Here is a 12,464-nt window from a genome sequence, read left to right on the forward strand (position 1 = left end):
GAGAGCATGGCCATCGCCCTCGTCGTCTCCGACGTCGACGGAACGCTCGTCACCGACGACAAGCAACTCACGCCGGCTGCGATCGAGGCGGTGCGGCGGCTCGGCTCTGCCGGGATCGGCTTCACCCTGGCCTCCAGCCGCCCGCCGGTCGGCCTGCGCCACCTCGCCGAGGCGCTCGACCTGCGGCTGCCGCTGGGCGCCTTCAACGGCAGCACCGTCTGTACGCCCGACCTCCGGCCGATCTCGGAGCGGCTGATCCCCGAATCGGTCGCCCGCGAGGCGGCCGCGCGCCTCGATGCGGCCGGGATCAACCTCTGGGTGTTCGCGGACGGCGCCTGGAACCTGCGCGACGACCAAGCCCCCTACACCGACCTCGAGCGGCGCACCTTGCAGACGGAGCCGAGCGTGGTGCCGGACCTGTCGCCCCTGCTCGGCCGGGCGGCCAAGATCGTCGGCGTGAGCCGCGATCATGCCGGGCTCGCGCGGCTGGAAGAGGCGCTCGCGGCGGAGCTGGAGGGGCGGGCCGCCGTGCATTGCTCGCAGCCCTACTACCTCGACGTGACGCCGCCCGGCATCGACAAGGGCAGCTTCGTCGCCGACCTCGGCCGCCAGCTCGGCATCCCGCGGCAGCGAATCGCCACGCTGGGCGATGCGGCCAACGACATCGCCCTGTTTCGCGAGAGCGGATTGTCGATCGCCATGGGCAACGCCGCCCCCGCGGTCCGGCAGGCCGCCTCCGCGGTGACCTCAGGCAACAACGAGGACGGTTTCGCCCGCGCGATCAACCGGTTCGTGTTCGGGGACGCCTGAAATCGGCGCCCGCGGCCGGGCGGAGGGCTGTGCCCCATCTGCGACAGGGCTGGCGCCACGGACCTCGGCATCCGCAGGGAATTGGCCGGACTCCACGTTCCCGCCTCATTTGGCCCCGACCCAGGAGAGACAAACTGAGCCGTAACGAGTGATCCTCGCCCGGCTCCCGCGGCACCCGCCCTCTCTGGAGAGCGGGGCGCCGGCCAACGGGAGGCGGAGCGCGGCACCCAAAACGACCGGGTCCCCCATGCGTCTTGTCCTCGCCGCCCTTCTTGCCGCCGCCCCGGCGTCGGCCTTCGCCCAGGAGGCGGCACGGGACAACATCGATGCGCTGATCGCCGAGCAGGCCCGGGCCAACAAGGTGCCCGAGGCGTTCGTCCATCGCGTGGTCAAGCGGGAGAGCAACTACAACGCCCGCGCCAAGGGCGGCTCGGCGCTCGGCCTGATGCAGATCAAGCACGCCACCGCCCGCGGCCTCGGCTATACCGGCGACGCGGCCGGGCTCTACAATCCCGAGACCAACCTGAAATACGGCATCGCCTACCTCGCCGGCGCCTACCGCGCCGCCAAGGGCGACCTGGAACAGGCCTACCGCTACTACAACCGCGGCTACTACTACGCCGCCAAGCGCCTCGGCATCGACGCCACCCCGCCGGATGACGCGGGCACGACGACCGTCGCCACCGCCACGCCGCCCGCCGGCGCGAATGCCCGGTCCGCGAACGGCTTCGACGGCATGTTCACCCTGCGCGGCAGCGCGCCCGCGGTGGGCGCCCAGCAGGCGCTGGCCTACGCCGCGCCGGGCCCCGGCCCGACCGACGCCGTCGAGGTGCCGCTGCCGCCGCGCCGGCCGACCGCTCTCTCCGCCGAGCCCGTGCAGGTGGCAAGCCTCGCGCAGCCCACCGCTCCGCAGCCGCAGGCCTCCATCCCGGTGCAGGCCGTTCCCCAGCAAGCCGCCGCCCCGCAGGCTGCCGCGGCGCAGGCGATGGCCGCCGTGGACGCCGTCGAGGTGCCGCTGCCGCCGCGCCGCCCCTCCGAGACCGTGCTCGCGGCGATCCCGCGCCCGGCGATCGCCGTCGCGGCGCGCAAGCCCGCCGAGCCGGCCCCGATCCTGGAGGCCTCGGCCGCCGCCGTCACGCCTTGAGGCGATGGCCTGTCCATAGGCAAACCGGCACTCTAGCCAGTCGCCGTTCCTGCGGTTATACAGCCCGCCTCGAATCTCCGTTACTCAACGCGGTGCCATCGGCGATCCTCAGACATGAGGATGCCTTGGGCGCCCTTTTTGCCTGAGGTACACTCCCATGGCCGTTCCGAAGCGAAAGACCTCCCCCTCCCGCCGCGGCATGCGCCGCTCCGCCGACGCCCTCAAGGCCCCGACCTATGTCGAGGACAAGGACTCGGGCGAACTGCGCCGTCCGCACCACATCGACCTGAAGACCGGCATGTACCGCGGCCGTCAGGTGCTGAAGGTGAAGTCCGCCGAGGCGTAAGGAGACCGCCCGAGCGCCGACCGCCCTTCTCGGGCCGCGACGGCGCAACGGGTGTCCTGCCAGCGCTGTGAAGAACCGGCCGTCAGGCCCGTTTTGCGAAGGTCGCATTCCGCGCGTAGAGCGCGGTTGCGGCCTTCGTGCGTTCGAGGCGCGCGGGACGCAAGGCGGGATCGGCGCTGACGATCAGTTGGGTCAGAAAACCCGCCATCGGGCGGCGGCCCCGGATTCGGGGACCGGTGCCACCGGGCGTTTCGGCAACGAGGGCGCGCGAGGACGAGTCCGGACGGACGAAATGGTCCTGATCGGCACAATCGGTCTCGAAACGGTCCATTCGCGTCAAACCTCCGGCCTCGCACGCGTTCTCGTGCAAAGCCGGGGCCGACGTTAACCGGATCTTAATGATCTGTCTCGCGCCACCGGAGCATCATTCCGCAAAGCGGCTAATGCCTTCCGAGACAGGTGACGCAAAAACAAAAGCCTAGAGCATCGTCCTGGATATCGGATCCAGGACGATGCTCTAGGCGTGAAAGAAAGCGCGGGTTGGCCGATGTCGTCCGGCCGGACGCGCGGCAATGGCCGTTCTGGACGAGGCCCTACTTGCGCGCCAGCGATTCGAGGCGGGCCTGCATCTCCGCCATCTGCTTCTTCAACTCGTCGAGGTCGGTCGGCCCGCTGACGGCGGGCGCAGGAGCAGGGGCGGAGGGCGTGGTGGGCATCGTTCCCGGCGGCGGGCCGCCGGGGCCGAAGCCACCGGTGAACATCTTCATCGCATCGCCGAAGAAGGTCATGTTGGCCCGCACCTGCTCCTGCAGCGCCTGCTGGAAGGCGGAGGGGCCGAAGCTCTGGGCCATCTTCTCACGAAGGCCGTCCTGATCCTTGGCGAAGTTGGCCATGGAGAATTCGAGGAAGCTCGGCACCATCGTGCGCATGCTGTCGCCGTAGAAGCGGATCAGCTGGCGCAGGAAGGCCACCGGCAGCAGGTTGTCGTCGCCGGCCTTGTTTTCCTGCTCGAAGATGATCTGCGTCAGCACCGAGCGGGTGATGTCATCGCCCGAGCGTGCGTCGTAGACGATGAAGTCTTCGCCGTTCTGCACCATCGTCGCGAGGTCTTCGAGCGTGACGTAGGTGGAGGTGCCGGTGTGATAGAGCCGGCGATTGGCGTACTTCTTGATGACGGTCTGATGCGCCCTGCCGTTCTCGGCCATCGTTGCGACACCTCCCGCTTCGCTCATGAGTCTGCGCAAAGCTCAACGCTCCGCCATGATCGGCTGCCCGCCTCCGCAGGCTGGGCTCTACATTCGTCGGAACCAACCTTAAGGCTTTCGCGACGCGGCGAAAACAGCAATTTATCCCTGTCCCCGTAGAATCCGGCGCACTCCCGCGCGGTCGTCTGTGCGACGTTCCGCCCATGTTGTCCGTAAGCACGCTTGACTTCGCGAGGTCTGCGCTCTTCATCCGGTGAACGGCAGGCCGCGCTTCAGACATTCTGGTCTACCAAATATCGCGCCGCCGAATGAGGAGAACGTCACGATGGCAGCCAGTGAAGATATCGTCATTGTCGGAGCGGCGCGCACGCCGGTCGGCTCGTTCGCCGGCGCCTTCGGTTCCGTGCCGGCCCACGAACTCGGCGCCACGGCGATCAAGGCCGCACTGGAGCGCGCGGGCGTTTCGCCGGACGACGTGGACGAGGTGATCTTCGGCCAGGTCCTCACCGCTGCCGCCGGGCAGAACCCGGCCCGCCAAGCCGCCATCGCCGCGGGCATCCCCGAGAAGGCGACCGCCTGGGGCCTCAATCAGGTCTGCGGCTCGGGCCTGCGCACCGTTGCGGTCGGCATGCAGCAGATCGCCAACGGCGACGCCAAGGTGATCGTGGCCGGCGGTCAGGAATCGATGTCGCTCAGCCCGCACGCCCAGTACCTGCGCGGCGGCCAGAAGATGGGCGACCTCAAGCTCGTCGACACCATGATCAAGGACGGCCTGTGGGACGCCTTCAACGGCTACCACATGGGCCAGACCGCCGAGAACGTCGCCCAGGCCTTCCAGCTCACCCGCGAGCAGCAGGACCAGTTCGCGGTCCGCTCGCAGAACAAGGCCGAGGCCGCCCGTAAGGAAGGCCGCTTCAAGGAAGAGATCGTCCCGGTCACCGTGAAGGGCCGCAAGGGCGACACGGTCGTCGACACCGACGAGTACATCCGTGACGGCGCCACCGTCGAGGCGATGGCCAAGCTCAAGCCCGCCTTCGCCAAGGACGGCACCGTGACCGCGGCCAACGCCTCGGGCCTCAACGACGGCGCCGCCGCGCTGGTGCTGATGTCGGCCTCCGAGGCCGAGCGCCGGGGCATCACGCCGCTCGCCCGGATCGTGTCCTGGGCGACCGCGGGCGTCGATCCGAAGGTGATGGGCACGGGCCCGATCCCGGCCTCGCGCAAGGCCCTGGAGAAGGCCGGCTGGAAGCCTGCCGACCTCGACCTGATCGAGGCGAACGAGGCTTTCGCCGCCCAGGCTCTGGCCGTGAACAAGGACATGGGCTGGGACGACGAGAAGGTGAACGTCAATGGCGGCGCCATCGCCATCGGCCACCCGATCGGTGCCTCCGGCGCCCGCGTCCTCATCACCCTGCTGCACGAGCTGAAGCGCCGCGACGCCAAGAAGGGCCTCGCCACGCTCTGCATCGGCGGTGGCATGGGTGTCGCCATGTGTGTCGAGCGGGTCTGAGCGACCGGCTCCGGGGAGGGCGCTCGACGGCCTCCCCACACCGAACCTCAAGCTGAATTTGACGAAAACAGCTTGAGGGTTTGTGAAATTTAAATGCGATGCGGGCCCGCAGTCGCCCGGATAAACAGGCGGGGATGACGCGCGGCGCCCCGCCCCCGCGAAGGCGGTGACAGGATCGTTGCCCTGTCCGCCGCACGCCTAGCGGGTGTTTCGCGAACCGGCTTAACAATAACCCGATACGGGATCACGGAGGAAACTATGGCTCAGGAACGCGTCGCCCTCGTCACGGGCGGAACGCGCGGCATCGGCGCCGCGATCTCCAAGCGCTTGAAGGACAAGGGCTACAAGGTCGCCGCCAATTACGGCGGCAACGACGAGGCGGCCAACGCCTTCAAGGCCGAGACCGGCATCCCGGTGTTCAAGTTCGACGTCGGCGATCTCGCGAGCTGCGAGGCCGGCATCAAGGCGATCGAAGCCGAACTCGGCCCGATCGACATCCTGGTGAACAATGCCGGCATCACCCGCGACGGCGCCTTCCACAAGATGACCTTCGAGAAGTGGCAGGCGGTCATCAAGACCAACCTCGACTCGATGTTCACCTGCACCCGTCCGCTGATCGAGGGAATGCGCTCGCGCAATTTCGGGCGCATCATCATCATTTCGTCGATCAACGGCCAGAAGGGCCAGGCCGGCCAGACCAACTACTCGGCGGCCAAGGCCGGCGTGATCGGCTTCGCCAAGGCGCTGGCGCAGGAGAACGCCGCGAAGGGCATCACCGTGAACGTGGTGGCCCCCGGCTACATCGCCACCGAGATGGTGATGGCAGTGCCGGAAGACATCCGCAACAAGATCATCTCGACGATCCCGACCGGCCGCCTCGGCGAGGCCGACGAGATCGCCCACGCGGTCCAGTATCTCGCCAGCGACGAGGCCGGCTTCGTCAACGGCTCGACGTTGACGATCAACGGCGGCCAGCACTTCGTCTGATCGACCGCCAAGCGCCATGCCGTCCGGAGGCCGCCGATCCGCTCAGACGGGTCGGCGGCCTCTGCCGTTTCGCGGCAAGCGTGCTCGCTTGGCCGGAAAAAATACTTTATGCCGCCTGGAAACCTCCACCGATTGCTCTCTGAATGAACCGGCTGTGCTGCGCCTCGCGCTGATCCTGCGGCGGAACCTGCCTCGGCTGGCGGGTCTCGCGACCATCCCGCTGATCCGGGCGGTGTTCCTGCTCGCGCGGATGCTCGGCACCGACCGGGCGAGCACGGCCGGCGGCCGGCTCGCTCGCCTCATCGGCCCGTTCCTGCCCTCGCACCGCACGGCGATGGACAACCTGCGCGCGGCCTATCCGAAGGAGGACGAGCGGCGATTGCGGGCGATCGCAGGGGAGGCGTGGGACAATCTCGGACGCACGGGCGCCGAATACGCTCATCTCGACACGATCTTCGATTACGACCCGGAGAACCTCGCGACCCAGCGCATGGAGGTGCGCGGGCTCGAACAGTTCTTCGCGATCCGCGACGATGGCCGGCCGGGGCTTATTTTTTCGGCCCATCTGGCCAACTGGGAGCTGCCAGCGATCTGCGCGGAGAAGTTCGGCCTCGAGACCACCGCCGTGTTCCGGCCGCCGAACAATCCGGCCGCCGCCCAGCTCGTGCAGGAGGTGCGCCGCAAGACCATGGGGGGCTTGGCGGCCTCCGGTCCCGGCGCCGTCTTCGCGATGCAGGGCGTGGTGGAGCGCGGCGGCCATCTCGGCCAGCTCATCGACCAGCACTTCACCCGCGGCGTCGTGGTGCAGTTCTTCGGCCGGCCGGTGCTGGTCAACCCGCTGCTCGGCAAGCTCGCACGGCACCACGATTGCCCGGTCCACGGCGCGCGCGTGGTGCGCAAGGCCGGCGGGCGCTTCCTGCTCGAACTGACGCCGCCGCTCGACCTGCCCCGCGGCCCCGACGGGCTGATCGAGGTTCAGGGCGCGATGCAGGCGATGACGCGCGTGATCGAGGGCTGGGTGCGCGAGCATCCCGGCCAGTGGCTTTGGATGCACCGCCGCTGGCGGCCCAACATGCTGCCGAAGGCGAAACCCACTGAGGGGCCGCTAGAATCGTCCGCGTCGTGACCGCACCCTGCGTCTAACCGGCGGTCAGGCGTTGGCGCAGGAGCGTCGAGGAGATGCCGGGGGTATAGGGTACGACCGCGCGCATCGCTTCAGGCAAGTCGGCGCAATCGGCAAGCTTCGTGGCCAGTTCGGCCTCGTGGGCCGCGCCGAACGCGTAGAGGTCGTAGCCGAACCGCGCCATGAAGGCGCGGTCGATCACGCGGGGGCCGTCGGTGACCACTGCATCGACCCAGCGGCAGGCCGCCACGATCTCGACGCGCTCGACCAGGGTGAGAACCGGCGGGCGTCCCTTATAGGCCGCCACCCGCGCGTCGGGGACGACGCAGACCGTCAGTCGCCCGCCCAGGGCACGGGCCGCGGCGAAGAAGCGGACATGGCCGGGATGGAGCAGATCGACCACGACCTTGGCGTAGACGGACGCGCCCGCCGTTCCCGCTCCGCTCACGCCCGCCGTTCCCGCTCCGCTCACGCCCGCCGTTCCCGCTCCGCTCACGCCCGCCGTTCCCGCTCCGCTCACGCCCGCCGTTCCCGCTCCGCTCACGCCCGGCCTCCCTCCTTCAGGATTTCGTCCACGGCGGCCGCCACCCGGACGCGGGCGCAGCCGTCGGTGAACGCACCGAACAGAGCCGCCCGGCGGGCGAGGCGCGCCACCTCGTACCGGTTCGGCTCGGCGAGGGACCGGGTCACCGCCGCACGCAGCGTGTCGACCTGCTCGACGCGGGGACCGATGTCGCGCCACTGCCACTCGATCCCCTCCGCGTCGTAACTCAGCGGCGACGCGAACCGTTCGGGATTGTCGATGAGCACGATCGGGCGATTCAGGGCGAGGTAATGGAAGATCGCGCTGGAGGCGTCCGAGATCATCAGGTCGGCCCCGAGCAGGGCGGGGATCAGGTCGGAATCGGGCGGATGCAGCACGACGTTCGCGTGCCGCTCGGCGAGACTGCGCCACCTTTCGATCAGGTCCGGCGCGCTGACGGCGATATGGGGATGGGGCTTGATGACGATCCCGATCCCGGCCTCGTCCCCGCGGATCAGCGCGACGAGATCGTCGCCGAGCATCTCGGCCGATGACAGCAGCGGCGTCCAGGTTGGGGCGTAGACGATACTCACCGCGCAACCGGGGACCCGGACACCCTGCGCGCGCGGCGTGTTCCGGAACAGAAGATCGCTCTGGATCAGTCCCGTCGGAAGATAGGCCCGCCGCGGCACATGCCCCTGCGCGGTGAGGCGCTCGGCGATCGCCGCACTCGCGACGCAGACGTAATCGGCCGCGTGATACGCCATGGCCGGACCGTTCTTGCTGATAAGACCGTGCCCGACATGCAGGATCGTCGCGTCGGGCAGGCTCCGCCGCAGGACGACCGCCGTGCCGGCATCCGCGACGATGACAAGGTCAGCGCCCCGGCCCGCTGCCTCCTGTCCGTCTTCGAAAGCCGCCATCGAGAGGCGCACGACGTCATGGCGGGCCGAGAGCAGATCGGCGAGCGGATCGAGGATGGGGGCGTGCCACGCGTACTGGTCAATGACCAGGATGGAGAAGGTACCCGCTGTCATAGCCCGCCGTCCCGGCCTGATCCTCACGCCGGCCAACGGGCCCCGTCACACTGGGAGGCGCTGTCCGCTCGGGCTCGCTGTCCACCATCGTTCGCACCCGTTGCAAGACCACCGGAACCGACGCCACGGGACCGGTGAGGAAGGGTCCGAGACCGAACGTGGTCTCGGCCGATCCTGCGTCGAGGACAGGCGCGTCAGACCCACTCGCCGCGGCGCATCACCGGCACCGCCTCGCCCGAGGCGGTGATCCCATCCACGTCGATCTCGGCCGAGCCGATCATCCAGTCGATATGGATCAGGCTGCGGTTGGCGCCGCGCTCGGCGAGATCAGACTCGCTCAGACCGTCGCCGCCGTTGCGGAAGCATTTCGAGTAGGCCTGCCCCAGGGCGATGTGGCTCGCGGCGTTCTCGTCGTAGAGCGTGTTGTAGAACAACAGGCCCGAGGCCGAGATCGCCGAGGAGGCGGGCACCAGGGCCACCTCGCCGAGGCGGGCGGCGCCCTCGTCGGTGTCGAGCACCTTGGCGAGCACGTCGCTGCCGGTGCGCGCGTTCGCCTCGACAATGCGCCCCTCGGAGAAGCGCACGCGGATGTCGTCGATCAGGGTGCCCTGGTAGGAGAGCGGCTTGGTGCTGGCGACGTAGCCCTCCACCCGCGCCCGGTGGGGCGTGGTGAACACCTCCTCGGTCGGGATGTTGGCGTTGCAGACGATGCCGTTCTTGGCGGTCGTGGCGCCGCCGCACCATTCGTGATCGTCGGCGAGCCCCACGGTCAGGTCGGTTCCGGGGCCACGGAAGCGCAGGGCGGAGAAGCGGGCGCCGTTGAGCCGCTCGGTGCGGCGGCCAAGATCGCGGTTATGCGCGCCCCAGGCCGCGACGGGGTCCGGTCCGTCGATGCGCGAGGCGGAAAAGACCGCGTCCCAGAGGCGCGCGACCGCCTCGTCCTCGGGCAGGTCGGGGAAGACCGTGCGCGCCCAGGGCTTGGTCGCGGCCGAGACGATGGTCCAGTTGGTGGAGAAGCCGGCGATCAGTTCCAGCGCCGGCACGTAGGCCTGCGAGCGCGAACGGTTGGCGCGGGCGACCTTGGACGGGTCCTGCCCCGCCAGCAGGGACGGGTCGTCGCCCGAGATCGCGAGCCGGGCCGCTCCGCTCCGGTAGGCGTCCGCCATCCCGGCATAGAGCCAGCCGGCGGCCCGGTCGAACGCCTCATCGGGCGCGTGGGCGAAGCGCGCCAGCGTCGCGGCGTCGTCCGCGTAGAAGGTGGTGACCAGCGCGGCGCCGGCCTTGTAGGCCTGCTCGGTGATGGCGCGGGCCAACGGGACCGCTTCGAGCGGCGCCGTCATCACCAGTTCCTGGCCCGCTTTCAGCCCGAGGCCGACCCGCACGGCGACTTCCGCCAGCCGGTCGAGGCGCTCGGTAAAGGGGAGGGCGGCCGTGCCCGGCGTCTGGCTCATGGAATAGGTTCTCCAGGCTGTCTCGCCGCGCGCCGTCTTCCCGGCCCGCAACCGATCCCGTCAGACCGATCCCTGGCTCAAGCCGCGCGCGACCACGTGATGTCACCCAGATTTTCGCGGAAGGCAAAGCGCAGGAGGTGGTCGGAGACGACATTCTCCAGCCGTGTCAGGCCGGCCGGGTCGGGCGTGGCCACCTGCATCACCAGAGCATCGGGGCTCGCCTCGAAGGTGCAGATCCGGTCCTCGCCGAACGGAACCCGGCCCTTGTCGCCGCTCTCTTCGACCGGGAATTTGTGGCTCCAATGGCGGCAGAGCTGCTTCAGGTAGCGACTGGCTTCCGCGGTCGGCACCCGGGCCTGTGAAACGGGCATCAATGGTCTCCTTCGAAGTCGGTGCGGACGGGACGCGTGTCCCAGGATGCAGGCCGGACGACGCGCTCCCACCGCCCGCCGTTGCAGCGCGTCACCTGCCAGGAAGAGCGCACCGCACTGCAGTATGTGGGACGAGCGCCTAAAATCGTCATGCGACGAAACCGAGGCGGACCGCTCCGCCACCAGTCCCGGTAGAGGGTGATTGTCGGGTCGCAAGGGTTAACGATCTCATCATCCGGGCATCATTCCGGTTGCGCGCAAGGCTGATTCCCGGCCCTGTGACCCGGATCATGCAGCCATCTTGTGCGTTGCACAACAACCCGCCGCGGCCGCAATGCGTTCCCGCGTGCGCCCCGTCACACCCGTTTTCAGACCGGGAGAGCCGGCGGCGGATCGTCCGAGAGGGCCACCACCTTGCCCGGATTGAGCCCATCGTGTGGGTCGAGGGCGGCCTTCAACCGGCGCATCAGGTCGAGGCCGACGGGGTCGGCGGTGCGGGCGAGTTCGTCGCGCTTGATCAAGCCGATGCCGTGCTCGGCGGCGATCGAGCCGTCCATGCGCTCGACGATGCCATGAACGATGGTGTTGAAGCGGCCCCACTGGCTCAGGAACTCCGCCTTCTCCATGCCGACCGGCTGGGTCAGGTTGAAGTGGATGTTGCCGTCGCCGAAATGCCCGAACGGGCAGGGGCGCAGGCCCGGCATTACCGCCTCGCAGGCCGCACTCGCCTCGTCCAGGAAGTCGGCGAGGCGCGAAAGCGGCAACGAGACGTCGTGCTTGATCGAGCCGCCCTCCGCCTTCTGCACCTCGGGCAGCAGCTCGCGCAGGCGCCACAGGGCAGCGTCCTGCGCCGCGCTGGCGCCGATCACCGCATCCTCGACCCCTCCCGCCTCCATCGCCTCGGCGAGCAAGGCTTCCATCTCGGCACGGGTGTCTGAGCCGGGCCGGGGCGAGGACAACTCCACCAGGGCGTAGGCGGCATGGGAGCCGGAGAGCGGCGGGCGCACGTCGATGCCGTGTCTCAGCACCATCTCCAGCCCGAAGCGGGGGATGTACTCGAAGGCCGTCAGCCCGCGGTCGGCGCCGGCCCGGAGCTGCGCGAACAGGGCGAGCGCCGCCCGCGCCGAGGCGAGGCCGACGAAGCCGACGCAGGTCGAAAGGGGCTTGGGGTACAGCTTCAGGGTCGCGGCGGTGATGATGCCGAGCGTGCCCTCCGAACCGACGAACAGGTGCTTGAGGTCGTAGCCGGCGTTGTTCTTGCGCAGCGCCTTCAGCCCGTTCCAGATCCGTCCGTCGGCGAGCACGACTTCGAGCCCGAGGACGAGGTCGCGGGCATTGCCGTAGGCCAGCACCGCCAAGCCCCCGGCATTGGTGGCGAGGCCGCCACCGATCCGCGCGGTGCCCTCCGCCGCCCAGGAGAGCGGGAACAACATCCCCGCCGCGTCGGCGGCGGCCTGCACATCGGCGAGGATCATGCCGGCTTCCACCGTCATGCTCGCGCCGAGGGGATCGACCGCGCGCAGCCGGTTGAGGCGGTTGAGGGACAGCACGATCCCGCCGAAGGGCACACCGCCGCCGACGAGGCCGGTATTGCCGCCCTGCGCCACCACCGGCACCCGCGCCTCGGCGCAGGTTCGCACGGTGAAGGCGACCTCCTCGGTCGTGCCCGGCGCCACGACGGCCAGCGCATGGCCGCGATAGAGCCCGCGCGACTCGACGAGATGCGGCGCGAGATCGGCCGGATCGGTGCGCACGTGCCGACGGCCGAGCCGCTCGGAGAGGGTGGCCAGCAGGCGATCGTGGGAGAGGGGAGCGGTCATCGATGGAGGGCGGAGGCGGGGACGAACGAAGGCGTCGTCCGGTTCAGATAGGCCGGGGGAACGGCATTTGCACCGAGGGCCGAGGATGGGGAATGCTGGGAAAGGTATGCGGGGCAATGGCACGCACCGGGCGCTTG

The 12,464-nt window shown here is 69.4% G+C and carries 13 protein-coding genes; 6 read left to right on the forward strand and 7 right to left on the reverse strand.

Annotated features, from left to right (window positions below):
- Positions 1-6 precede the first annotated feature (6 nt).
- The 3 genes from Y590_RS16460 to rpmF all read left to right on the forward strand — a co-directional run bounded on the left by Y590_RS16460 (position 7) and on the right by rpmF (position 2,300).
- Positions 7-810: a Cof-type HAD-IIB family hydrolase gene (locus Y590_RS16460; protein WP_060770797.1), complete on the forward strand. Its 804-nt coding sequence runs from the start codon at positions 7-9 to the stop codon at positions 808-810.
- A gap of 247 nt (positions 811-1,057) precedes the next feature.
- On the forward strand, positions 1,058-1,954 hold the full coding sequence (locus Y590_RS16465) for a transglycosylase SLT domain-containing protein (protein ID WP_060770798.1): 897 nt from the start codon (positions 1,058-1,060) through the stop codon (positions 1,952-1,954).
- A 157-nt stretch (positions 1,955-2,111) separates the two neighbouring features.
- On the forward strand, positions 2,112-2,300 hold the full coding sequence (rpmF, locus tag Y590_RS16470) for a 50S ribosomal protein L32 (protein WP_003601373.1): 189 nt from the start codon (positions 2,112-2,114) through the stop codon (positions 2,298-2,300).
- Between the two features lie 82 nt (positions 2,301-2,382).
- Here the strand turns inward: rpmF and Y590_RS16475 are convergent, their stop codons facing one another.
- A complete protein-coding gene (locus tag Y590_RS16475) occupies positions 2,383-2,631 on the reverse strand; it encodes a hypothetical protein (protein ID WP_060770799.1) in 249 nt (82 codons plus the stop codon).
- A gap of 262 nt (positions 2,632-2,893) precedes the next feature.
- Positions 2,894-3,505: a polyhydroxyalkanoate synthesis repressor PhaR gene (gene phaR, locus Y590_RS16480; RefSeq protein ID WP_060770800.1), complete on the reverse strand. Its 612-nt coding sequence runs from the start codon at positions 3,503-3,505 to the stop codon at positions 2,894-2,896.
- Positions 3,506-3,830: 325 nt separating this feature from the next.
- Between phaR and Y590_RS16485 the strand changes: the two genes are divergently transcribed.
- From Y590_RS16485 to Y590_RS16495, 3 genes are all read left to right on the forward strand, one after another.
- On the forward strand, positions 3,831-5,015 hold the full coding sequence (locus tag Y590_RS16485) for an acetyl-CoA C-acetyltransferase (protein ID WP_003601364.1): 1,185 nt from the start codon (positions 3,831-3,833) through the stop codon (positions 5,013-5,015).
- Between the two features lie 258 nt (positions 5,016-5,273).
- Positions 5,274-6,002 carry an acetoacetyl-CoA reductase gene (gene phbB, locus Y590_RS16490; RefSeq protein ID WP_060770801.1) on the forward strand — a complete coding sequence of 243 codons (729 nt, stop codon included), beginning with the start codon at positions 5,274-5,276 and terminating at the stop codon, positions 6,000-6,002.
- A 154-nt stretch (positions 6,003-6,156) separates the two neighbouring features.
- Positions 6,157-7,128, forward strand: coding sequence for a lipid A biosynthesis lauroyl acyltransferase (locus Y590_RS16495; protein WP_060770802.1), 972 nt, complete (start codon positions 6,157-6,159; stop codon positions 7,126-7,128).
- A 13-nt stretch (positions 7,129-7,141) separates the two neighbouring features.
- Here Y590_RS16495 and Y590_RS16500 read toward each other — a convergent pair whose 3' ends face one another.
- The 5 genes from Y590_RS16500 to Y590_RS16520 form a co-directional block, all read right to left on the reverse strand.
- Entirely contained in the window at positions 7,142-7,669 is a 528-nt protein-coding gene (locus Y590_RS16500) for an adenylyltransferase/cytidyltransferase family protein (RefSeq protein ID WP_083530883.1), read from the reverse strand.
- Positions 7,666-8,685: a CDP-glycerol glycerophosphotransferase family protein gene (locus Y590_RS16505; protein ID WP_060770804.1), complete on the reverse strand. Its 1,020-nt coding sequence runs from the start codon at positions 8,683-8,685 to the stop codon at positions 7,666-7,668. Before Y590_RS16505 ends, Y590_RS16500 begins: the two co-directional genes overlap by 4 nt.
- A 194-nt stretch (positions 8,686-8,879) precedes the next feature.
- Positions 8,880-10,136 carry an aminopeptidase gene (locus tag Y590_RS16510; protein ID WP_060770805.1) on the reverse strand — a complete coding sequence of 419 codons (1,257 nt, stop codon included), beginning with the start codon at positions 10,134-10,136 and terminating at the stop codon, positions 8,880-8,882.
- A 77-nt stretch (positions 10,137-10,213) separates the two neighbouring features.
- Positions 10,214-10,507 (reverse strand): DUF2218 domain-containing protein, encoded by a 294-nt coding sequence (locus tag Y590_RS16515; protein ID WP_003601356.1) that lies wholly within the window; start codon positions 10,505-10,507, stop codon positions 10,214-10,216.
- A 368-nt stretch (positions 10,508-10,875) separates the two neighbouring features.
- Positions 10,876-12,327, reverse strand: a complete 1,452-nt coding sequence (locus tag Y590_RS16520) for an FAD-binding oxidoreductase (protein ID WP_060770806.1) — start codon at positions 12,325-12,327, stop codon at positions 10,876-10,878.
- Between the last annotated feature and the right edge of the window lie 137 nt (positions 12,328-12,464).

Origin of the sequence: Methylobacterium sp. AMS5 (genome assembly GCF_001542815.1) — a bacterium.
Taxonomy (GTDB): Bacteria; Pseudomonadota; Alphaproteobacteria; order Rhizobiales; family Beijerinckiaceae; genus Methylobacterium.